Origin of the sequence: Rhodococcus sp. SB1D, from assembly GCF_048573875.1 — a bacterium.
In the GTDB taxonomy this organism is placed as follows: domain Bacteria; phylum Actinomycetota; class Actinomycetes; order Mycobacteriales; family Mycobacteriaceae; genus Rhodococcus_F; species Rhodococcus_F qingshengii.
On the sequence record NZ_JBMAIQ010000006.1, the window covers coordinates 1 to 22,552 of the forward strand.

Annotated in this window: 16 protein-coding genes; 2 read left to right on the forward strand and 14 right to left on the reverse strand. The window is 61.7% G+C overall.

Annotated elements, in window-relative coordinates; translation table 11 throughout:
• Positions 1 to 21 precede the first annotated feature (21 nt).
• Complete coding sequence (locus tag ACN50D_RS14890) at positions 22 to 282, reverse strand: GlsB/YeaQ/YmgE family stress response membrane protein (protein WP_003942027.1); 261 nt, start codon at positions 280 to 282, stop codon at positions 22 to 24.
• 188 nt (positions 283 to 470) lie between these two features.
• Here ACN50D_RS14890 and dctA point away from each other — a divergent pair, with 188 nt between their 5' ends.
• Complete coding sequence (gene dctA, locus ACN50D_RS14895; protein ID WP_064443341.1) at positions 471 to 1,877, forward strand: C4-dicarboxylate transporter DctA; 1,407 nt, start codon at positions 471 to 473, stop codon at positions 1,875 to 1,877.
• On the opposite strand, the gene ACN50D_RS14900 is transcribed toward dctA, so the two are convergent.
• The 3 genes from ACN50D_RS14900 to ACN50D_RS14910 all read right to left on the reverse strand — a co-directional run bounded on the left by ACN50D_RS14900 (position 1,855) and on the right by ACN50D_RS14910 (position 7,085).
• Positions 1,855 to 3,219 carry a PQQ-binding-like beta-propeller repeat protein gene (locus tag ACN50D_RS14900; RefSeq protein ID WP_118606285.1) on the reverse strand — a complete coding sequence of 455 codons (1,365 nt, stop codon included), beginning with the start codon at positions 3,217 to 3,219 and terminating at the stop codon, positions 1,855 to 1,857. The genes dctA and ACN50D_RS14900 overlap by 23 nt on opposite strands.
• Positions 3,216 to 4,655, reverse strand: coding sequence for a hypothetical protein (locus ACN50D_RS14905; protein WP_064443339.1), 1,440 nt, complete (start codon positions 4,653 to 4,655; stop codon positions 3,216 to 3,218). The genes ACN50D_RS14900 and ACN50D_RS14905 overlap by 4 nt, the downstream gene beginning before the upstream one ends.
• Positions 4,656 to 4,838: 183 nt before the next feature.
• The gene (locus ACN50D_RS14910) at positions 4,839 to 7,085 is read right to left on the reverse strand and encodes an MMPL family transporter (RefSeq protein WP_047268953.1); all 2,247 of its coding nucleotides are present in this window, start codon (positions 7,083 to 7,085) and stop codon (positions 4,839 to 4,841) included.
• Positions 7,086 to 7,309: 224 nt separating this feature from the next.
• Between ACN50D_RS14910 and ACN50D_RS14915 the strand changes: the two genes are divergently transcribed.
• Positions 7,310 to 8,758: a hypothetical protein gene (locus ACN50D_RS14915; RefSeq protein ID WP_064443338.1), complete on the forward strand. Its 1,449-nt coding sequence runs from the start codon at positions 7,310 to 7,312 to the stop codon at positions 8,756 to 8,758.
• A gap of 55 nt (positions 8,759 to 8,813) precedes the next feature.
• Here the strand turns inward: ACN50D_RS14915 and ACN50D_RS14920 are convergent, their stop codons facing one another.
• The 10 genes from ACN50D_RS14920 to eat form a co-directional block, all read right to left on the reverse strand.
• Positions 8,814 to 9,926: an NDMA-dependent alcohol dehydrogenase gene (locus ACN50D_RS14920; RefSeq protein ID WP_003942086.1), complete on the reverse strand. Its 1,113-nt coding sequence runs from the start codon at positions 9,924 to 9,926 to the stop codon at positions 8,814 to 8,816.
• A 47-nt stretch (positions 9,927 to 9,973) separates the two neighbouring features.
• Positions 9,974 to 11,473 carry an aldehyde dehydrogenase family protein gene (locus tag ACN50D_RS14925; protein WP_019744236.1) on the reverse strand — a complete coding sequence of 500 codons (1,500 nt, stop codon included), beginning with the start codon at positions 11,471 to 11,473 and terminating at the stop codon, positions 9,974 to 9,976.
• 108 nt (positions 11,474 to 11,581) lie between these two features.
• Positions 11,582 to 13,249 carry a sigma-54-dependent Fis family transcriptional regulator gene (locus ACN50D_RS14930; protein WP_058038111.1) on the reverse strand — a complete coding sequence of 556 codons (1,668 nt, stop codon included), beginning with the start codon at positions 13,247 to 13,249 and terminating at the stop codon, positions 11,582 to 11,584.
• Between the two features lie 4 nt (positions 13,250 to 13,253).
• Entirely contained in the window at positions 13,254 to 14,891 is a 1,638-nt protein-coding gene (locus tag ACN50D_RS14935; RefSeq protein WP_039973143.1) for an AMP-binding protein, read from the reverse strand.
• Positions 14,892 to 15,098: 207 nt separating this feature from the next.
• A complete protein-coding gene (locus ACN50D_RS14940; protein WP_020906868.1) occupies positions 15,099 to 16,376 on the reverse strand; it encodes an MFS transporter in 1,278 nt (425 codons plus the stop codon).
• A gap of 331 nt (positions 16,377 to 16,707) precedes the next feature.
• Entirely contained in the window at positions 16,708 to 17,247 is a 540-nt protein-coding gene (locus ACN50D_RS14945; RefSeq protein WP_075832704.1) for a hypothetical protein, read from the reverse strand.
• A gap of 142 nt (positions 17,248 to 17,389) precedes the next feature.
• Entirely contained in the window at positions 17,390 to 18,688 is a 1,299-nt protein-coding gene (locus ACN50D_RS14950; RefSeq protein ID WP_212633880.1) for an HAD family hydrolase, read from the reverse strand.
• 82 nt (positions 18,689 to 18,770) lie between these two features.
• Positions 18,771 to 19,544, reverse strand: coding sequence for an ethanolamine ammonia-lyase subunit EutC (eutC, locus tag ACN50D_RS14955; protein WP_212633881.1), 774 nt, complete (start codon positions 19,542 to 19,544; stop codon positions 18,771 to 18,773).
• Positions 19,541 to 20,965: an ethanolamine ammonia-lyase subunit EutB gene (locus tag ACN50D_RS14960; protein WP_212633882.1), complete on the reverse strand. Its 1,425-nt coding sequence runs from the start codon at positions 20,963 to 20,965 to the stop codon at positions 19,541 to 19,543. The genes eutC and ACN50D_RS14960 overlap by 4 nt, the downstream gene beginning before the upstream one ends.
• The gene (gene eat / locus ACN50D_RS14965; RefSeq protein ID WP_003941913.1) at positions 20,962 to 22,434 is read right to left on the reverse strand and encodes an ethanolamine permease; all 1,473 of its coding nucleotides are present in this window, start codon (positions 22,432 to 22,434) and stop codon (positions 20,962 to 20,964) included. The genes ACN50D_RS14960 and eat overlap by 4 nt, the downstream gene beginning before the upstream one ends.
• Between the last annotated feature and the right edge of the window lie 118 nt (positions 22,435 to 22,552).

Consider the following 22,552-nt stretch of genomic DNA (forward strand, 5'->3'; position numbering starts at 1 on the left):
TTCGCGAATTGCGTTGGCTTGCTATTTCTTGCCCGTGACGGCGCTGTAGCCGATCGAGAGCACGGCCGCCGCGGCGATGCTGATGATCCAGCGGATCCAGTCGATTCCACCCGTGTCGCCCTTGTCCGAGATCGCTCCCCAGACCCAGTACCCGATAAGCGCTCCGGCGATACCCAGCACGACGGTCACGATCATGCCGTACTGCTGCTTACCTGGCAGTACGAGACGAGCCAGGATTCCGATGACTGCGCCGAAAATGATGGTTCCGATAATTTGCCCCATGACAGCCCCTCTCACACGTCGTGCATGCACGCGGACGGAAGATCACCGCTCAGAGAAACAATAACCACAGTCACACACAACTGTCGCTTGTTGACCGAATTGTTGTCCGAGATGCAACCTCGACGCGTTACATCCACGACATTCGCGAGTTATTTTTTCGCAATCAAGCGGACCTACCGTTCCCATCCATGCCAACTTCCGTAAAACTGCCGAACAGCGAGCTCGCGCGACTCGCCAACAAGCCGCCCTGGTACCGATCACTGTTCGTGCAATTGATCGCCGCTATCGTCATCGGTGTTCTCATCGGCTGGTTGTGGCCGGAATTCGGCGCGAACCTCAAGCCCCTCGCCGACGGGTTCATCAAGCTGATCAAAATGCTGATCGCGCCGATCATCTTCTGCACCGTTGTGATCGGGATCGCCCACGTCGGGGATCTGAAGGCCGTGGGGCGTATCGGCGTCAAAGCACTCATCTACTTCGAGGTCGTGACCACCTTCGCCCTGTTGTTCGGGCTGCTCATCGGAAATCTGATGAAGCCGGGTGCGGGATTCGACATCGATCCGGAGACGCTGGCGAACGGTGCGGACGCCGTGGCAGCCAAGACCGGAAGTGGCGAACTTCCCCACACCGTCGAATTCCTGCTCAATATCATTCCGGTGTCGATAGTTTCGGCCTTCGCCGAGAACGCACTCCTCCAAGTCCTCTTCTTCGCCGTACTGTTCGGGCTCGCATTGGCCAAGGCGGGTGAGAGTGGACCACCGATCGTGTTCGAACTCGTCGATCGTCTGAGCCATCTGTTCTTCACGATCATCGGCTGGATCATGAGACTGGCGCCGTTGGGCGCTTTGGGCGCGATGGCGTACATCGTCGGTCAGTACGGGATCGCTTCGCTCGGAAGTTACGGAAAGCTGATCGCCGCATGCTATCTCGCCGCCGTCCTGTTCATCCTCATCCTGGCCGCGATAGTCAGGTACTTCGCGGGCGTGAACCTGTGGAAATTCGTCAAGTACATCAAGGACGAACTCTTCCTCGCTTTGGGAACGGCGTCGACCGAAGTAGTTCTGCCCCGAATCATGGTCAAGCTCACCAACGCCGGATGCTCGCGCACTACAACAGGATTGGTGGTGCCTACCGGCTACTCGTTCAATCTCGACGGCGCAACGCTGTACCTGTCGATCTGCATGCTGTTTCTGGCGCAGGCACTCGGCGTGGACCTGACACTCGGTGAACAGATCACTGCCGTCCTGGTTCTGATGCTCACCTCGAAGGGAATGGCCGGCGTGCCGGGATCGTCATTCCTGGCGCTGTCGGCCACCGTGGCCGCAATCGGTCACGGCGCAATTCCCGTCGCCGCAGTCGCTCTCCTACTGGGCGCCGATCGAATCATGGATTCGATGCGGGTGTCGGTGAACCTGCTCGGGAACTGTGTCGCAACCTTCGTGGTCGCCAATTGGGAGGGGCAGCTCGACAAGGAGCGCATGCGCCGAGTGCTCGACGGAGAAGACGTTCCACCGCTCGAGGAAGTCGATCCGATCACCGGGAAAACTGTTCCGGCACCGGAGGCCGAAGCACTCAAGACAGTTTCAACGCCGTGATGCGGTCTTCACTGGAACGCAACAGCATCTTGTCCCCCGCCCACAGCTCCCGCGGCATCGCCCAAGGCGTGAACTCGTCGTCCCCGTCCTGATCCACCCGAACCTCCCAACTACGTTGGCCCGTACGGACATCCGTTCCGTAGACGTTTCCCTCGTCGATAACGACATCGCCGTGCCAGACAACCTCCCCGGCGCGCTCGGCGTTCGATCGCCACAGGACCTCACCGGTGAAGAGGTCCACGAACTGGACCTCGGGTCCGGAACCGGAACGGGTCACGGCAACCACGTTGCCGATCACCGCCAACGACTGTGCGGTGTCGAAGAGTTCACTGTTGGACCACAATTTCTCGCCGGAAGTCCGGTCGAAACCGCTGTGTCCCAGAATGATCGGAGTCGATCTTCCCGCGGGATCATCTCGGCTGTATCGCCCGCCGTAGTACGAGGACTCCGAGGGCAGTTCGTCCGTCCTGGCGAACTCGCGCCCGTACTGATCGAGTGCGTACTCACTTGTCGGCCGGCCGTTCCCTTCGCAACCGCCGTCCGACACCAATGTCACACCGTCCGACGACGTATGCGCGGTCGAACAGGTGGAGTAACCGTGTACCCACCGCTGTTCGCCGGTCTTCAGGTCGAATCCCAGAGACTCGTCGAGAGCGATCACACCCAGATCGCCGTGCACCGACATCACCGGATCGACGTATCCGGCTTCCCACGATCCACCGACGTCGAACGCTTTGGACCAGTTCGCTTCCGGATCGTCGACGGTTCCGCTGTGCACGCGAACGTCGTTGCTCTCGATATCACCCTCGAGCGCGAGGACCGTATCACCCGAGACAACCGCGATGATCGGTGCCCACGGCGTCTTGACGTCTCGACGCTCTCCTGTCTCGATGTCGAAAAGTGAGTACGAACCACCGGATACGTACGGCCCGGAGAAACACAGCACCGAACTGCCGAGCAGAGTCTCGGAGCAACCACCGACGTCGACCGCCGACGTGCGCCAACGGACAGTGCCGTTGTCGGCATCGAGTGCGACCAATTCCGCGTCGTCCAGCGAGTATGCCTGGCGGTCCGGCATACCGATCATCGTGACCACGAGTGATCCGGCGTCGATGAATCCGCCCATGTCCATGTTGAATTCGGTTCCAACAAGCGGGCTCCGGAAGATCGCGAACTCGCGCCCGAGAATCTCGGAGGCCTCGACGCTCCATAGCTGCGACGAGATCGCTGTCGGGCCAGAACTCGTCGACGTGACCACCGTGGCGATGGCGGCAGTGGCGGTGACTACGGCTGCGGCGGCCGCGATCCGAAGTCGCGATTTCGGGGAGAATCTGGTGCTCATCGAATCTCCAAGCCTTCGGTCGTCGCGAGAAACTCCAACTGCTCGAACGTCATCGGATCGCTCGGGATCGCAGCCGACGACGAAACCGAGACTTGGGTCCCATTCGGGCGGGTGACGACCACCGACCTGCTCGTTTCCTGCGTCGATTCTGCTTTCGAGCCGTCATTTGTCATGGGCACGGTCGCGTAGTTCCGTTCGTCTCGCTCGATCACGGATCCATCCGGTCGCGTCACGACCTCCAAGGGGTGCCCGTCGTAGGAAGGGTCGTATTTGTTGGGCTCCGTAGGGAGTGGTTGTCCGCCGGTAATTGTCATGTTGAGCGTCGACTCGCTGTCTCCCGTCCGGGTGAGAAGTCTCTGACATGCAGTGGACTTGTCATTCTCCGCCACCGTCAGAGTGCCCGGTCCGGTATCAAGAATCGGAAAACCCGGAGATACAGCGCGCCATCTGATCTCGAGTACCGCGTTGAGACGTTCGATCGTCGCGCGATCGAGTTCAGCCACGTCGCTAGAGTCTCGAGGGATCCCGTGGCACCCGGGCGAAAGGGGTGCCGTACCCGGGGGAACTGGAGTAGTGATTCGCAGCTGTGGCATTTCGACAAGGGTTACAAGGTCGTCGAGAGTCAGTGGCACCACGCCGGAACTCTCGGCGTTCCGACCTCCGTCGTTGTTAGTGTCGTTGACATACGCCTGAATACGGGTCCCGTCGACTCCGTACAACATCGCCGACCGACCAAGGGTGCGTACACCATTGGTTTCGCTCCACGTATCCTGCAGATCCACTACCGACTGGTCAGCCAGCACCCGACGTTCGACGAGCGACCCCGCAACACACGATGGGATCGGATCAGAACTCGAGTGCAGCATCAGGCTGAGCGCGCCGATCTTCCCGTCCCGAATCAGCGTCCCGGACGCAGTGGTGGACGCCAACTCCTCGAGCGAGAAACCCTCGGGCAGCCCATCTGTGTTCGAAGGTGCAGAGATCGGCCCGAACTGCAGCGAATTACCCGGGCTGGCGAACTTCAGCTCGACATCTTTCGGGAGCGCCTGCTTGACCGCTTCCGACATCGCGGCGGCCTTGGCACTCGAGAACCACGGAAAGCGTGGATCGTCGTACGTATCAGATCCGTCGAGAATATAGGAGAAGAACGAATCCTCCTCCGGCGCTTCGACGCTTTCACAACCCGGAATCGTTGTCGGGTACACCGCGCTCGGCGTGACGTACGAGAATTCAGGCACGTCTTCCGCCGGAATCTCGTCCGGTGTGGATGTCATGGTGATCGAAGATGACGCAGCTACCGAGATGTCATCGGACGGCGAACTGCTCCACCGATCCACCAGCCCGGCAACCACTGTCCCACCGGCGATCAGGGAGACGACCGTCAGCGCGAAGGTCCACTTCTCGGCCCGCTTCAAATCGGTTTGCTCCTTCGACACGTACCCTCGCAGTCACCGTCACGGCTCGCCCCCGATGCGCGTCGCCTCTGGAATTCCTGTCGCGATCACAGCAATTTCTGTTACCAACCGGATGGTTTCCTATCGCGCGAGCTCCGTATGAACACAGAAGAACGGGGTGCCAGTTGCTGTGCAACTGGCCCCCCGTTCTGACTGCCTGAGTGCTTACACCCTCACAGGCACCTGATTCGGGTCTGGATCGGAATCCGGATCCTGCTCGATCGGAATCCGTCGAATCGCTTCACCCTCGATGTCGACGTTCGGCAGGATCTTGTCGAGCCACGCCGGCAACTTCCATGCCGAATCACCGAGAATCGACATGACCGCAGGGATCACGATCATGCGGATGATGAAGGCGTCGAAGAAGACTGCAGCCGCGAGGCCGAAGCCCATCATCTTGCTTGTCGTCTCCGAGGACAGCATGAATGCGCCGAACACGGAGATCATGATGATGGCCGCCGACGCGACCACGCGAGCACCATGGGTGTAGCCGGAGATGATGGCGTCCTTGGCCGACAATCCGTGCACGTATTCCTCGCGCATTCGCGTCACGAGGAACACTTGATAGTCCATCGCCAACCCGAAGACCACACCGATCATGAAGATCGGCAGGAACGAGATGATGGGTTGTGTGTGCTCGATCAGCCCGAAGTCGCCCTCCTGGAAGATGGCCACCGTGGCGCCGAAGGTCGCACAGACGGAAAACAGGAATCCGAGAGTTGCGGTCAGCGGCACCAGGATCGAGCGGAAGACGACCATCATGATGATGAACGCCAGCCCCACAACCACGATGAGATACGGGATGAGCGCGGAACTGAGCTTCGACGACATGTCGGCAACGATCGCGGTTTGCCCCGCTACACCGAGTTCTGCGCCTTCCGATTTCACCGTCGATCCGTAATCCCGGATCTGATTCATCAGCTCGTGGGTTTCGGGGCCGCTCGGTGACATCTGCGGGGTGACCGCGATCAGCGCAGAGTTGGCGCCCGCCATCGGGTTTGCTGCGTCCGGTCCGTTTCCGACCCACATCAACTGATCCGGAGTTGCGACGTTGTCGAGGCCCTTGATGTGCGCGACAGTGCCTTCGGCAATCGCGGTGATGTCGGTGCCGTCAGGCGCGTCGAGCACGACGAACAATTCGCCATTGACGCCTTCACCGAACCCACGTTGCAGCAGGGCAAGTGCCGGCCGCTCTTCGTCCTGAGTGAACGAGAGTCCGAGTTCGAGCTTCGTCATCGGAATAGCCGCGATCACCAGAAGCACCAGCGCAGCACCCGCGATCGGCCACGGGTACTTGGTGACTATCTTGGCCCAGCGATGTCCGTTGGATTCCATCGTCTCGGGCTCGTCACCGTGGCGCAGCCCGGGGATACGAGGCGAGAACGCGAATCGGCCGAAGATACCCAGAACCGCTGGGATCAATGTGATTGCGCCGAGCACAGCGATGATGACGGCAACCGCTGCCGAGATTCCCATCTGCGTGATCATCGGAACCCCGACCACCGCCAGGGCCGCCAGCGCAACCACCACTGTCAGGCCTGCGAATACGACAGACGAACCGGCAGTACCTACTGCGCGTCCGGCGGCGGCTTCCCTGGTTCCGCCCAGGTTGAGCTCACTGCGGTAGCGCGACACGATGAACAACGCGTAGTCGATCGAGACTGCGATGCCGATCATCGTGACGATTCCCGTGACGCCTTCGTTGATGTCGAAGAAGCCCGAGCCGAGGGTGACAGTCAGAGTGGCCAGCGCAATTCCCAGAATTGCAGTGAACAACGGGATGAACGCCGCGATGAGTGCACCGAACGCCACGATCATCACGATGAACGCCACCGCGAAGCCGAGCATCTCCGACAGACCGCCCGCGGCCTGCACCTGCATCATCGAGCCGGTTCCTTCGACTTGCAAGCCGCCGGTGCGGAACTTTGCCATCAAGTCGAGGAACGCGGTCTTGTTGGCCTGCGTCTGATCCTCGATGCGAATCGACTGATTGAGCTGGATCAGCCCGACCTTGCCGTTGTCGCCGAGAACGGCCGACGCCACCGCTGGATTGGCCTCCGCGAGAGTGACCGGATTGACGATCTTCTCGGGATCGACGATGTCCGGCAACGTCTTCGCCTGCGCGATCAACTGATCGATCTGATCGCTGTGCGCGGCAAGCCCGTCGTCTGCCGCGATGAGAATACTGGTCGACGCCTGAGTTTGCTGCTCCGCTGCAGCTGCAAAGTTCTCGTTCATCAACTCGGTCGCACGCTGTGAATCGGTGCCCGGAAGGTTGAATTCTTTGGAGAACGTCGGATTTGTGGCGCTGATAGCGCCCCCCACCACCGCGATCACGATAATCCACGCGGCCACCACAAGATACTTGTGGCGGAAAGCGAACTTCCCCAACCTGTAAAGATACGTAGCCAACGTAGGCCTCTCTCGCCGTGGACTGGTCTGTCCGAAGAACACGGAGTCTTTCGGTGCCAAGGTCATACGGTACGGACCGACCGGCTCGTTGGCACCTGGTATATCTGCGAAAACGGCATATCCGGCGCGCTCTCCGTCTCCTTTTCAGACCGCTCGGTACCGTGGACACGACACGGGCAGGCGCCTCACCAGAGCAGACGTCGCGTAGTACGAAAGGCAATCCCATGAATCACGGCCAGGCCGTCGATCGCGATCTCCTCCTTGCAGGCCAACAGCGACTCGACGCGCGAGGGCCACGATTGACGGGATCACCTTCACACCACGCGGTGGTGGAGGAAGTCGCGAACGAACTGACCGAACTGGGTCTCGAAGTCCGGCGTGATTCACACACTTTCGAACGCTGGGATCTACCGGCAACGTCTGACGGACTTCGCATCGAATTGCCGACGGGACCGATCAAGGTTTCGTCCGCATTCCCCTACTCGGGATTGACCGGGCCTCAGGGAGTCTCCGCTCCCCTGGTCCACGTCAGCGCGCGACGCCCCAAGTGGTCCTTGGCCAAGGGCGCGATCGCAGTGATCGAGGTCCCGCACATCGATCTTCCCCGCAAACTACTGGTCAGCGAGTGGGGTCCGATCGCCACCGACGAGACTCTTCGAAATCCGGTTCTCTCCGCGACTCTTCTTGGCCCGAAACTCGACAAGGCCCGCAAAGCCGGAGTGCTCGGCGTGATCGCGGTGTGGCGTGACATCGCTCCGGACAACGCGCTGGGACAATATCTTCCGTTCACGCAGCCGTACAACGACATCCCCGCCGTCTGGGTGGCCGGCGACGAGGGCAGGAAGGTTGTCGCTGCAGCTCGTTCGGGCCAGCGGGCCACTCTGGTTCTGGATGCAACTCTGCATCCGGACACCCGGACCGACACGGTGTGGGCGGTATCCCCGGGGACATCACCGGAAGAGACGATTCTGCTCATCACTCACAGCGACGGAACCAACGGCGTCGAGGAGAACGGGCATCTGGGAATGTTGGCCTTGGCGCGGCACGCCGTCGCGCAGCCGCATCGACGGTCGTACGTTTTTGTGCTGACGACCGGCCACCTTCGCATTCCAGCGGTGTCCAAGCACGGACAGGCAACGTCCACCTGGCTCGAAGCACACCCCGAGATGTGGAAGGGCGAAGACGGTCAGGCGCGCGCAGTAGCGGGGATCGCAATCGAACACCTCGGCGCACTGGGTGATACCGAGAACACCTCGATCGGCAGCTATTCGTTGGAGACCACTCCGGAACCGGAACTGCTCTACGCGACGAGTCGGGAAGTACACGACATCGTTGCACCGCTGTGGCGCGACATCGGGGCAGGCGATCGCCGAATCGTGGCGCCAGGACCGGTCATTCATTTCGGCGAGGGTGAACCACTGTTCGAGCGGAAGATCCCGGCAGTCGCCTTGGTGACGGCGCCGCAGTACCTGCTCGCTCTGCGTGACGCCGACACAGTCACGCACGTCGATCTCGACGCGATGGTCAAACAGGTCGAAAGTTTCCGCGATCTGCTCGACGCCTTCGACGCAACCGACACCGCGGCTTTCGGTCCGGTGGTCTCGCGCTCGGTGTTCGCGAAGTTCTCGGCGCTACTTCAGTTGATGCAGATTTTGTCGAAAGCCAAGAAATAGTGCTGTGCGCCTTTATTAACCGCGGGCGGTTAATAAAGGCGCACAGCACTTGGGGTTACTTGTCGTGAATGATCACGCCACGGATGTTCTTGCCGTCACGTAGATCCTGGTAGCCCTTGTTGACGTCTTCGAGGCTGTAGGTGTTGGTGATCAGTTCGTCGAGCTTGAGCTGACCGGCATCGTAGAGACGCAGCAGTCGCACGATGTCGTACTGCGGATTCATGGACCCGAACAACGTGCCCTTGATCGTCTTCTGATTCAGCGTCAGGTCGGTACCCGACACGTGAACGGTCAGCTTGGCGGGGTCGGCGAGTCCCGTGATCACCACGGTGCCACCCTTGCCGATCACTGCCGTCGCTGCACTGACCACGTCCTCGTCGACGGTGCCGACAAGGATGAGCGCAGCGTCGGCACCCTGTCCCCACGTCAGCTCGTTGACCTTGGCAGCAGCGCTCTCGGCGTCTGCAAAGGCATGGGTTGCACCGAACTTCAGTGCGGTCTCACGCTTGAGAGCAACCGGATCGACCACAACGACGTACTTGCAGCCGGCCGAAACGGCGCCCTGGACGGCGTTGATGCCGAGACCACCGATGCCGTAGATCACAGCGGTGTCACCGGCGCGAAGGTTACCGGCATTTACTGCCGTTCCCCAACCCGAAGGCACGCCGCAGCCGACGACCACCGCTGTCTCCAAGGGAAGCCAGTCGTCGATCTTGACTACCGAGTGCTGAGAAATGGTGGCGCGCTCGGAGAACGTTCCCAACATGCACATTCCGCCGAAATCCATTCCGTTGCCGTGGAAACGGAAGGAACCGTCGGGCATCGAGCCTTCGAGGATGGTGGCACCCATGTCGCAGAGGTTCTGGCGACCGGTCGAGCAGTAGCGACAGGTGCCGCAGTTGGGGATGAAGCTACACACGACATGGTCGCCCGGCTTGACCTTCGTGACGCCTGGGCCGACCTCTTCGATGATGCCCGAGCCTTCGTGTCCGCCGACGATCGGGTAACGCGGCGGGAGATCACCGTCGGTCAGGTGCAGATCCGAATGGCACAGTCCGGCAGCGGTGTACTTGATCAGTACCTCACCCACACCCGGGCCGTCGAGGTCGAGTTCCATGATCTCGAAAGGCTTTCCGGGCTCGAGCAGTACAGCAGCTTTGGTCTTCACTGGTGATCTCCTTGATTGTCGGACGAGAGAATGAGCGATGGGGTCGGTCAGAGAGCGATGTTGACGGCCTTGGTCTGGGTGTAGAGATCGATAGCCGAAGCGCCGAGCTCGCGGCCCCAGCCGGACTGCTTGTATCCACCGAAGGGCATTGCAGTGTCGAAGCCGTTGTACTGGTTGATCCACACCGAACCGGCCTTCAAGCGCTTCGCCGTGCGGTGAGCCTTGGAAATGTCCCGGGTCCAGATGCCGGCGGCCAAGCCGTAGATGGAATCGTTTGCGGCAGTGATCGGTCCGTCGTCCGCGTTGAACGGCAGCGCCGCCACGACGGGTCCGAAGATCTCCTCCTGAACGATGGAGAATTCGGGCTTGACGTCAACGAAGACGGTCGGCTCGACGAAGTAGCCCTGATCGCCCCAGCGGTTGCCGCCCGTCAGTGCACGTGCGCCGTCGGCGATTCCCTCACGCAGGTAGCCGGTCACCTTGTCGAACTGCTCCTGCGAGACCAGCGGTCCGAGCTGGGTGGTGGGATCGAGGCCGGGTCCGATCTTGACCTGGCTCGCTGCGTGCGCGACGGCCTCGGTGAACTTCTCGAAGATGGTGTCCTCGACGTACAGACGAGTACCCGCAACGCAGCACTGTCCGTGGTTGAACAGCCACGCGTTGAGCGAACCCTCCACCGCGGAATCGAAATCGGCGTCGGCGAACACGATATTGGGGCTCTTGCCACCGAGCTCGAGCGTAACCTTCTTCAGATTGCCCTTGGCGGCGTCGACGATCTTCTTACCCACCTCGGTGGAACCGGTGAACGCAACCTTGTCCACGTCGTCGTGGCCGGACAGAGCAGCACCTGCATCGCCGAAGCCGGGAACGATGTTGACGACGCCGGGCGGGAAGCCTGCTTCTTCGAAGACCTCCGCGAGAAGCAGTGCGGTGAGCGGGGTCTGCTCAGCGGGCTTGAGGATCACCGTGTTGCCGGCGGCGAGCGCGGGGGCGAGCTTCCACGACGACATCAGCAGCGGGAAGTTCCACGGCACGATCAGTCCACAGACGCCGATTGCCTCACGCAGGGTGTAGGCGTGGAACTCGCCGCCCGGAGAGAAGGGCATCGACACGTTGACAGTGCTGCCTTCGATCTTGGTGGCCCAACCCGCGTAGTAGCGGAAAACGTCTGCGGCCCAAGCCACGTCGACGGCGGTGGCGATGGCAACGGACTTGCCGTTGTCGAGAGCTTCGAGCTGACCGAATTCCTCGGCACGAGCACTGAGAATGTCGCCGACGCGCCAGATCATCCGCTCGCGCTCGTTTGCCTTCATACGTGACCAGGGGCCGTCCTCGAAAGCCGTTCGAGCGGCACGTACCGCGCGGTCGATGTCTTCGGCCTGACCGTGTGCCACGTCTGCGAGCTTCTGTCCGTCAGCCGGGTTGTACGTCGCGAAGGTCTGACCCGAAGCGGCGTCGACGAATTCGCCGCCGATGTAGAGCTTCTTCGGTCCGTTCAGGAAACCCTGTACCGCGGAACTGATGGTGTGTTCGGCTACTGCCGTCATCGGAAACTCCCCTGAAGTAGTGAGGTGCGAATGTGATGCACGCCATACTTCCGCGCTTCCGGGGGTGCTAACTGTCCGAACTTTGTACAACTGAAGTCGGACAGCAAACTACACAGTGATGTCGAGCGCCCGCATCCGTGTATAGAGAGTGCTTCGGCTGATTCCGAGTTGCGCCGACGCGTGAACCTTGTTGCCGCCGCAGTCTTTCAACGCTCCGATGATCGCCTGGCGCTCGGCTTTCTCCCGCCCTGCCAACCGCGACACCTTGGTCGTGGTGCGATAGTCCTCGGGCAGATCAGCGACGTCGATGCGATTGCTCGAGCGTTCATCCGAGGCGCGATTCAACACGACGCGCAATTCGGCCAGGTTGCCCGGCCAGTTGGCCGCCGCGAGTGCTTCGGCAGCGCTGGCGGTCAATCTCAGTTCTGGTGAGATCCCCTCCAACATGACTTGTGCCAACTCGGCGATCTCAGCCTGTCGCTCGCGCAGTGGGGTGATGACAACCCGGGAGGCGCATCGTGAGAGCAGCGCGGCGATGGTCGGCGGAAGATCAACTGCCGCTCCGCTGGTCAGTACGATTTTCGGCCCCTCGGCGCTGGCGTCGATCAGGTCTGCGACCAGCGGCAACACCGAGTCAGGAAGGAGTTGTACCTGTTCGATCACGACCACGCCCGAACGCTTACGGGATGCTCGCACGAGATCGGTGACCCACTGCTCACGGCCGTCGAACGCGATTCGCGTGGCATCGAGCCAACTCGCATCGACACTGCCGACTACGTCCGATGCTGCCGAGGTTCGGCCGGATCCCGCTTCACCCGAGATCGCCACGGCGGCAGAGGTTGCCCGCGCCCGCATCAGGTCGCGCCGCAGTCGTTCGCCGGGAGACGGTGCCCGCTCGTGCGTTCTGCGGATCGGTGCCCGTTCCCGTTGGAGTGGTTCGACCAGGAAGAGCGCACCACCGTCAGCCCCGGAAATCCGGTCGGCTTGAACTCGCGCCAGCGCGCCGGACGCCAATTCGACTGTCACCAATCGTGATTGGTCCGGATTCAGGTCGGCAATCAAGGAACGGAGCGATACATGGTCTGCGGTGTCGAGCAGATCCAAAGCGGTTCGGTTGCTCAGCAGGATGTCGTCGCCGATGGCCGCGACGGCAATGTGGCGCTGATGTGAAACTCGCTGGAATGCGTCGACTAGCCGCTGCTCCGATGCTTTCGAGCCTTCGAGCAGCCGTTTCTCGATGTCCGCTGCAGCACGCGCAAGGAAGGGCGCGAACAGTGGGTTGGCCTGCGAGACAACGCCGGTCATGTCGAGAATGCCTTCGACACGACGTGTGACGGGATGCAGGATCGGCTGTCCGTAGCAGCTCAAACCCTTGAGGCTGTCGAGGAAATGCTCGTCACCGTGGATCACCACGCTTCGTCCGACCTCGAGGGGCGTACCGAGCGCGTTGGTGCCGGCGTGCTCTTCACCGAAGCGTGAACCGTTGACGACACCCAACCGCTCGATCGTTCGCTCGACGCGACTGTCGGAGTACACCGAAGCGACCACGCGGCATTCGCGATCAGCAAGCAGCACGCAGAAACCGGTGCCCGCGATCTGTTGCGAAACTTCGTCGAGCACGGGTGCGGCGGCCCGGAGCAGACGAGACTCACCGTCCTGCTCCTCGGTGTCCACGGCGATGGCCGACGACGGGTCGAGGCCACTGAGTCGAGAACGCTTCCAGGAGAGCGCGATCTCGGGGCGTACCGGCTCACGCTCCCCTGGGTTCGCGGACATACTCTCAGGCCTGACCGATCAATTCGATCGCCTGTTCTCGCATCGCGATCTTGCGGACCTTGCCCGTGACTGTCATCGGGAACTCGTCGACGACATGGACGTACCGCGGAATCTTGTAGTGCGCGAGCTTGCCGGTGCAGAACGCGCGGACCGAATCGGCGTCGAGATCGTCTGCACCTTCGCGCATCTGGACCCACACCATCAATTCCTCGCCGTACTTTGCGTCGGGTACGCCGATGACCTGCGCATCGAGAATGTCGGGGTGGGTGTAGAGAAACTCCTCGATCTCACGCGGATAGACGTTCTCGCCACCGCGGATGACCATGTCCTTGATGCGTCCCGTGATGGCGACGTATCCGGCCTCGTCCATGACTCCGATGTCTCCGGTGTGCATCCACCGGGCAGCGTCGATCGCCTCGGCGGTCTTCTCCGGGTTCTCCCAGTATCCGAGCATGACCGAGTAACCACGCGTGCACAGTTCACCCGGCTCGCCACGGGGCACCGTCAATCCGGTTGCCGGATCGACGATCTTGATCTCGAGATGCGGCCCTACCCGGCCGACCGTTTCGGTGCGCTGCTCGATCGAATCGTCCGAGCGGGTCTGCAACGACACCGGCGAGGTCTCCGTCATGCCGTAGCAGATGGACACCTCCGACATGCCCATGCGATCGATGACCTGCTTCATCACCTCGACCGGGCAGGGCGAGCCCGCCATGATGCCGGTGCGAAGGGACGACAGATCGAAGCTGTCGAAGTCAGGCAACGCCAACTCCGCGATGAACATCGTCGGAACGCCGTAGAGGGACGTGCACTTTTCAGCCTGAACGGCTTCGAGCGAAGCACGCGGATCGAAAGCCGGACCCGGAATGACCATGGCAGCACCGTGACTGGTGCACGCAAGGTTGCCCATCACCATGCCGAAACAGTGGTAGAACGGCACCGGGATGCACACCCGATCGACCTCGCTGTAGTGGCACAACTCGCCGACGAAATAGCCGTTGTTGAGGATGTTGTGGTGACTGAGCGTCGCGCCCTTCGGGAAACCGGTAGTACCCGAGGTGTATTGGATGTTGATCGCGTCGTCGGCCGACAACGCGGCCTGGGCTGCGGCGAGCGGAGCCGGATCGCTTGCCTGCGCCGCCAAGCCGTCTGCAAGCACCGCGTCCCACTCGGGTGAACCGAGCAGGAGCACCGACGTCAGATCCGGGCACTGCGGCCGCACCGTCTCGATCATCGACGCGTAGTCCGAGGTCTTGAAGCTGGCCGCAGACACCAGCGTCGAGATCCCGGCCTGCTCGAGCACGTACTGCAACTCGTGCGAGCGGTACGCCGGATTGATGTTGACCAGGATCGCGCCGACCTTTGCCGTCGCGTATTGCGTGAACGTCCATTCCGGACAGTTGGGAGCCCAGATTCCTACCCGATCGCCCTTCCCCACACCACGGGAAAGTAGTCCGGCAGCGAGCCCGTTCACCTGCTCGGCGAACTCCCGGTACGTCCATCGTCGACCGCTGGCGTGGTCGATCAACGCATCGCGGTCGCCGTGTGCGGCAACCGTGCGATCGAGGTTGTCTCCGATGGTGTCGCCCAGCATCGGACCGTCCCATACTCCGGACGTATAGCTGGGCAGCGGCGTACTCATGTGTTCTGTCCTCTCCGGTTACCTGTTCAGGCACCTATGAGAGGGGCCGCCGCAGCGGACCCTCTCATCTACGAATTTACTCGATTCGGTGTGATGCACGACATACTTCCCGGTGCGGGGTGGCCGTAACTGTTCAGAGTCCGGACACCCCACCCGCCTGCTGTGCGCCTTTATTAACCGCCGGCGGTTAATAAAGGCGCACAGTGGTTACAGCGCGTGGTCCTTGGTCTCGACGAGCGCCCAGGTGCAGACCAGACTCACCACACCGAGGATTGCCAACATGATTCCGATGGCCATACTCCCGTAGGCCGAGGCCAGCGGTGCGGCGATCAGCGGCGGCACTGCGCCGCCGAGCACTCCGGCGAGGTTGTAGCCGAGGCCGGCACCGGTGTAGCGGTAGCGGGTCTGGAACATTTCCGGAAGCAGCGCACCGCAGGGGCCGTACGCGATTCCGAAGATCATCAGCGTGCCGAACATTCCGAGGATGAACGCGATCGGTGTTCCGGTGTCCAGGAGCGGGAACAGAATGAGCGCCCACACCACAGCCAGACCACAAGAGATCATGATGACCTTGCGACGCCCGATGCGGTCCGAGTACAGGGCGGAGACGATGATCGCGGCACCGAAGACGAAGGCGGAAGCGATACCGACCGACAGGACGAACGGGCGGGAGAAGCCGAGGGTCTTGGTTCCGTAGCTCGTGAGGAACGCCGTGCCCATGTAGAAGAACGCGAACAGGCAAGCGAGGGCGCCGGCCGAGAGGAGGATTTCCTTGGTCTGGAACCGCCAGGCATCCAGGAACGGGAGGGTGCGAGGTGCTTCGTTCTTCTGCTCTGCAACGCGCTCTGCCTGCTCCGCCTTGAAGACCGGGGTCTCCTCGATAGCGAGTCGCATGTAGAGGCCGATGCCGACCAACACGATGGAGAACAAGAACGGGATACGCCAGCCGTAGTCGAGGAAGGCCTGATTGGTGTCGCCGAGAACAGCGCCGGTGATGAGGAATGTACTGCTCGAGAGCACGAAGGCGATTGCGGGGCCGAGCTGCGGGAACATCGCATACAGACCACGTTTGCCCGGTGGGGCGTATTCCGCGGTGAGCAGAGTTGCGCCGGCCCATTCACCACCGACCGCGAAGCCTTGGCCGAATCGCAAGAGCACCAGGATGATCGGAGCCGCGACACCGATGGTTGCCGCACCGGGCAGCAAGCCGATCAGGAGCGTCGAGATACCCATGAGCAGGAGCGTCGAGATCAGCGTCTTCTTGCGACCGATGCGATCACCGAAGTGTCCGAACAACATTGCGCCGACGGGCCGGGCAATGAATGCGACTGCGAAAGTCGCAAACGATGCGACAGTTCCCGCAGTGGCACCGAGCGCGGGGAAGAACACCGTCGGAAAGACAAGTGCCGCAGCGGTTCCGTAGATGAAGAAGTCGTAGAACTCGATAGTCGTGCCGATACAACTCGCGATTGCGACGCGCCGCACACTGGTGGTGTTCTGCGGGGGCTGCGTCGCACCTGCGGCACTCGCACCCCCGGCGCCGGCGGCACTGGTGCCGCCTGTGGGAGAGACTGTGGTCACTCGATTCCTCCGTGGTCCCGTGGTGTCGCCCTGTGGGCATCACCGTCGATAGGAGGAAAGGTAGTGATGTGGCTCACCCCCGCACTACCCCCGAAAGGGGGTACGAGTGATCTCGGTCACGACTTGTATGCAATGGTAACGAGTTTCACGCCCCTCGACATGCCGCAGGCCGTCCGATTCGTTCTCACGAATCGGACGGCCCTCGAGAAACGGCGTCACGGTGCAACGCTACGGATCAAGCCTTACCGGCAGCCCCGAACAGTTCCTGACGGATCTCGCCCCACACCGTGGCGTAGGAGTCGATGATCGGTTCGGAAATCCACTTGGACTCCCCCGCTTTCACTTTCGCGAGAGCATCCGAGAAGAGATCCTGGTAACGAGACAACCGCGGAACGAATGCCGACAGATCGTCGAACAGGTTTGCAGCCCGGCGATCCAACTCTGCAAGGGAATCCGCATCTGCGTCGTCGATGAGCGCGGCGAACTCCTCGTCCAAGGGAAGGAACGCCTCGTACACCTCACCGATGGAGTCCTCGTCGATCGAGACGCGCTCGGCGTCCAACTGATCTTCGAGTTCTGCCAAACCTTTCTCGGTCAGGCTGATGGCGTTTTCCGCTTCGACCGCTTTGCCCTGCGCGACAAGTGCGTCGTACGCAGCTTGACCGGAAGCCGAGCTGACGCCCAGGTGCTCGGCCAGGACGACCGCTCCGACCCGCTCCTTGAGACGTACTGCCTGGAGCAGTGCCAACTCGTCCACATTGCCAGCGAAGGCCATCGATTTCTCCTACTCACGTGCCGCCTCTGCGGCTCCAGCATCACAGCGGACACCCGTGGGTTTCCGCAGCCCGACAAAGGGCTCGACAGAATCAGATCACACCCCGATCGATCGTTGTGAAGTCACCGCGGCAAGTCGACCGTCACGCGACGGAATCGGCCTGATCGGGGATCACGCTGCCGTCCGCACGAGTCACGGCGCCTTTCTCCCCGACCGCGTCGGTGTAAGCATCGGTCGAGCAGCGATAGGGAGCATCCGCCTGTGCTTTCGGTTCGATGAACATGGGGTTGACCAGCCATTTCCCGTCACTGTTGTCGTAGGCATTGCACATCAGTTCGGGATTGTTGCGGTTGATCACCAGGCGCGCACCGGTCGCATCTCCGAGGAACGTCACGTCGGTGACAGAATCACCGGCAGCAAATACCTGACGTCGATCGGCGGCCAACTGCTCGAACGCCGTAGGCCCTTGAACCCCGTAGACAACCTCGTTGACCTGGCACCGCTTGCCGTCGATGTACGGAATGACCGAGTCGTCGCCGTCCGCAACGCCACCACACCCACGCAGGCGCCCGGTGAGAACCCCGCCCTCGACGATGGGCCGAACTCCCATCACATGATCGGCGTCCAATCCCAGTTGTTCCGCCCAGACTCGAACGACCGGTTCGGCCGACGCGGAGATGATTCGCACGTCGAATCCATGAGCGCCGAGGGATTTCACCAAATCTTCGATTTGCGCGTAGTACCGCACCGAGCCGTCGACTTCCGTCGTACCGACGGTCTGATCGGATCCTTCTGCAGCAGCGAGATTCTCGGCACGCGCTGCGCGGGCGTACTCGGTGATCTCGTCCTCGGTGTGCCCTGCCATCAACTGCACGGCCCACGCGTATGCGGCTTTTGTCCGGCGGTGATCGTAACCGTCGAATGCGGCCTGGCCGTCGCGAGTCTTCTCTTCGAGTACCGCAACGATCTCGTCCGCGCAGTCCAAGTCGGTGCTGGTTGCCAACGGTTGCCCCGGCGCGGTCTCGGAGCCGCACGCGGCGGAAAGTGCGGCAGCGCCGGCTGGCGTCATGAAGCGGCTGGTGGTTGCCCAGTCCCCTCCGGCAGGCTGTAACACCTTGTTGTTCTTGATCATCCAGAATGCGGTGGCGCTTCCGATGTCGTTCTTGACAACTGTGTTGTCCCAGTCGAAGAGCGCCAACGGAGCTCCGTCATCGACATCACCTGCAGCTCCACACGTTCCGAACTCCGTCATCATGGCATCCAACGTCACACGGTTGTCGCCGTACCACGCAAGACTGGGATCCAACGCAGCACAGGATGAACCACTCTGCGCCACATCTTCTTTCGGGGCACTCTCGGCCGAACTACATGCAGTTGCACTCAACAGGACACTACCTACCGCCAACGCACACAGGGCGCGGGCATGCAGCGAACGGAACATCGATTCCCTCGTTTTCGTCGTGATTCGGGTACGACGGCATACCCGAGTGTCGATCGACCCGGGTATGCCGTGCAGTTGTCAATTAATCGAGCGTCAGCACTTCTCCCGACGCAACGGCGTCGGCGCGAGAGGTGTCCTTGAGGTCGACGCCGGAGCGGCCCAACTGGCGCGCTCCCGTCACCAATCCCAGGACGACACGAGCAGCCTGCTCGTATCCGAGGCCCTCGGGTGGGTGGACATTGGAAATGCAGTTTCGATCCGCGTCGGTACGACCGACGCACGGAAGGTGAGTCAGATAAATCCCGACGCTGTCCGCGACGGAGAGCCCTGGACGTTCGCCGATCAGGACGATCGCCGTCTGCACTCCCATCGCGGCAGCGATGTGATCACCCAGTGCCACACGGGCATTCGTGGCGATCACGGGCGGCGCGATCGAGTACCGCTCCCCCAACACCGTGACCAACGCGGACAGCAATTGCTCACCGTGGTCCATCAGTGCTCGCGGCGAGAGTCCGTCGGCGAGGATGAACCCGATTTCCTTGTCGGAACTCGAGATCGCACCCAGGTCAGCCGGCTGGCGCCCCAGGTCGGGTCTCCGGAGATACTCGCTGCGGGTGGAGACGCTGCTCGCGACCACCACCGGCGCCCCGATGCCCACCCCTTCGACCCGACTGGCAAGCGTCTCGGAGTCGAGTGGCTCGTGGACCGCGTCGCGAGCTGCAGCGTGCGCTGCCTTGAATTCGAGAACCCGCTTGGTGGGCAACGAATCACCGGCGCGGCCCAACCCGATACGCGATTGTGTGGTCTTGCGCAGTGGACCCCAGAAATCGAGGATCGGTGCCTGATCTTCGGTCATGAGTTCACCGTCAAAGCCCGCAGCGGCGACATTTCGGCATCGATCGGAAGAACCCGACCGTTAGCGTCGGTCATCCCCAAGTTGTGGAGCCAGGTCTCGAACTCCGGGGCGGGCTGCAAACCGAGGACCTTACGCACATACAGCGCGTCGTGGAACGCCAGACTTTGATAGCCGAGCATCACGTCGTCGGCGCCAGGAACCGCGATCACGAACGCCGCGCCGGCGACGCCCAGCAAGGTGAGCAGGTTGTCCATGTCGTCTTGATCGGCTTCGGCGTGGTTGGTGTAGCAAACGTCCACTCCCATCGGCAGCCCGAGGAGTTTTCCGCAGAAGTGATCCTCCAAGCCCGCGCGAATGATCTGCTTGCCGTCGTAGAGATACTCGGGACCGATGAAGCCGACCACGGTGTTGACCAGCAGCGGTTCGAGATCACGTGCCACTGCGTATGCCCTGGTCTCGAGTGTCTGCTGATCGACCGGGGCTCCGCCGGTGCCGTAGTGGGCACCTGAGCTGAGGGCGGACCCCTGCCCCGTCTCCAGGTACATGACGTTGTTGCCGACCGTTCCGCGGGTCAAGGAGCGCCCGGCCTCGTTGCCCTCACGCAGGAGCGGAATGTTCACTCCGAAACCGGAATTGGCGCCTTCGGTACCGGCAATCGATTGGAAGACAAGATCGACCGGCACCCCCGATTCGATCAGTCCGATCGTGGTGGTCACGTGCGAGAGCACGCACGACTGAGTCGGGATCTCGAATCGCTGACGGATGTCGTCGAGCAGGTGGAGCAGATCCGAGGTGGCCTGGGGTGAGTCCGTCGCGGGGTTGATACCGATGACGGCGTCGCCACATCCCATCAGGAGACCGTCCAATGTGGCCGCCGCGATGCCGCGTGGATCGTCTGTCGGGTGGTTTGGTTGGAGTCGGGTGCTCAGCCGGCCGGGCAGTCCGATGGTAGTGCGGAACCCCGCGGTGACCGTGATGGCCTTCGCGACGGCGATCAGGTCCTGATTGCGCATGATCTTGCTGACCGCCGCAACCATCTCGGGGGTGAGCCCGGGACTTGCGGCGGACAACCGTGCGGAAGCTTCCGGCGCCGACGCGGTCTCGAGCAACCAGTCTCGTAGTCCGCCGACAGTCAGGTGCGCCACCGGCGCAAAGGCCAGGCGATCGTGGCTGTCGATGATGAGCCTGGTTACCTCGTCGTCCTCGTACGGAACCAACAGATCTTCGAGGAACACCGTCAACGGAAGATCAGCCAGAACCCATTGAGCAGCAGCACGTTCGGCGTCGGAGCTTGCCGCGCAACCGGCTAGTTCGTCACCCGACCGCAGTGGTGTCGCTTTTGCCATCAGATCGACGAGACCGTCGAACGAGTAGTTGGTTCCGGATACCTGCTGGTGATACTTGGCCATCCCGCGACTCATCCCAATTCTTCTTCCGCCTGTGCAAGTACAGCAAACTCCTCGTCCGGCGAGTTGGCAACAAGGTGGTGACGACTGTAGAGACCGAAGTACGCCATCAGAACTCCGAAGGCAACCAACGTCAGCAATGCCGCAACGGGATCGACCAGGAAGGTGGCCACCACCGACACTGCCGCGATCACGAGCGCAAACGAGGTGGTGGCGATACCGCCGGGCGTGCGGTACGGGCGCGGCATGTTCGGCTCACGCTTACGAAGAACGATGTGACTCACCATCATCAGGACGTAGCTTACTGCCGCGCCGAACACTGCCATGTTGAGCAACATTGCACCTTCACCGGTGAGTGAGAGCGCGAAGCCGATGATTCCGGGTACGACGAGCGCGAGAGTGGGGGCCTTGCGCTTGTTGGTCACCGACAGGTTCTTCGGCAGATAGCCGGCGCGGGAGAGCGCAAACGTCTGGCGTGAGTAGGCGTACATGATCGAGAAGAAGCTCGCGACCAGACCGGCAAGTCCGATGTAGTTGACGGCCTTTGCCGCTCCGCTGTCCCCCAGAGCCTCGACGAGCGGATTTCCGGAGGTGGACAGGGCGTCTGCGCCGAGCGCACCGGTGGCGAGGAAGAGAACCGTTGCGCCTGTGACGATCAGGATCAACATGCTGATGATGATGCCGCGGGGGACGTTCTTCTCCGGCTCACGTGCTTCCTCGGCGGCCAGCGGTACACCTTCGACCGCAAGGAAGAACCAGATCGCGAAGGGCACGGCGGCCCAGATTCCGAGCAGACCGAATGGCAGGAACGACGACGATCCGACTGCGCTGGTGTCGACGGCGATATCGGTGAGGTTGGACGAATCGAAAAGGCCGACAGCCGAAACCGCGAACACGACCAGGCCGACGAGTGCAATGGCGGTGATGATGAACATCGCCTTGAGTGCCTCACCGGCGCCGGTGAGGTGAATGCCGATGAAGATCGCGTACACCGCGAGGTACACCCACCAGCCGTCGGTGATCCCGAACAGGTTCAGGGACTCGACGTACGCACCGATGAAGGTCGCGATCGCTGCGGGTGCTATCGAGTACTCGATGAGAATTGCTGTGCCGGTGGCAAATCCGCCCCAGGGCCCCATGGCCCGTCTGGCAAACGTGTATCCACCACCAGCGGCAGGAAGTGCCGAAGACATCTCGGCCATACCGAGCACCATCGCCAGGTACATACCCGCGATGACAACCGCCGCGATGAGAAGGCCACCGAAACCACCTTCGGCCAGACCGTTGTTCCAGCCGGCGTAGTCACCGGAAATCACATAGCTGACACCCAACCCCGCAAGCAGCACCCACCCTGCTGTTCCCTTTCGGAGTGTTCGTTTCTCCAGATACGAATTGTCTTCCGCATGGAAGTCTGCGCCGTCGTGGTGTGCACCCGCGGCACCGGCGTTTTTGCCGGTTGCGTGGTCGGAAAGAGACATGTCCATCCTCTGAATCGGTCAAGAATGAGACGACGCACGGTGGATGCGTCGCGTGAAATGAACGGTATGTGGGCGATGTACGGAGAAGGTCGCCTGGAGATGACCGTGCTGTTAACTGGCTGTC

Bases quoted from the DNA above. Each gene is read 5' to 3' on its own strand.
- ACN50D_RS14900 (WP_118606285.1), bottom strand. From the start codon at position 3,219: ATGAGCACCAGATTCTCCCCGAAATCGCGACTTCGGATCGCGGCCGCC.
- ACN50D_RS14925 (WP_019744236.1), bottom strand. From the start codon at position 11,473: ATGACGGCAGTAGCCGAACACACCATCAGTTCCGCGGTACAGGGTTTC.
- ACN50D_RS14890 (WP_003942027.1), bottom strand. From the start codon at position 282: ATGGGGCAAATTATCGGAACCATCATTTTCGGCGCAGTCATCGGAATC.
- eat (WP_003941913.1), bottom strand. From the start codon at position 22,434: ATGGACATGTCTCTTTCCGACCACGCAACCGGCAAAAACGCCGGTGCC.
- ACN50D_RS14945 (WP_075832704.1), bottom strand. From the start codon at position 17,247: ATGGCCTTCGCTGGCAATGTGGACGAGTTGGCACTGCTCCAGGCAGTA.
- ACN50D_RS14960 (WP_212633882.1), bottom strand. From the start codon at position 20,965: ATGAGTCGCGGGATGGCCAAGTATCACCAGCAGGTATCCGGAACCAAC.
- eutC (WP_212633881.1), bottom strand. From the start codon at position 19,544: ATGACCGAAGATCAGGCACCGATCCTCGATTTCTGGGGTCCACTGCGC.
- ACN50D_RS14915 (WP_064443338.1), top strand. From the start codon at position 7,310: ATGAATCACGGCCAGGCCGTCGATCGCGATCTCCTCCTTGCAGGCCAA.
- ACN50D_RS14930 (WP_058038111.1), bottom strand. From the start codon at position 13,249: ATGTCCGCGAACCCAGGGGAGCGTGAGCCGGTACGCCCCGAGATCGCG.
- ACN50D_RS14950 (WP_212633880.1), bottom strand. From the start codon at position 18,688: ATGTTCCGTTCGCTGCATGCCCGCGCCCTGTGTGCGTTGGCGGTAGGT.
- dctA (WP_064443341.1), top strand. From the start codon at position 471: ATGCCAACTTCCGTAAAACTGCCGAACAGCGAGCTCGCGCGACTCGCC.
- ACN50D_RS14935 (WP_039973143.1), bottom strand. From the start codon at position 14,891: ATGAGTACGCCGCTGCCCAGCTATACGTCCGGAGTATGGGACGGTCCG.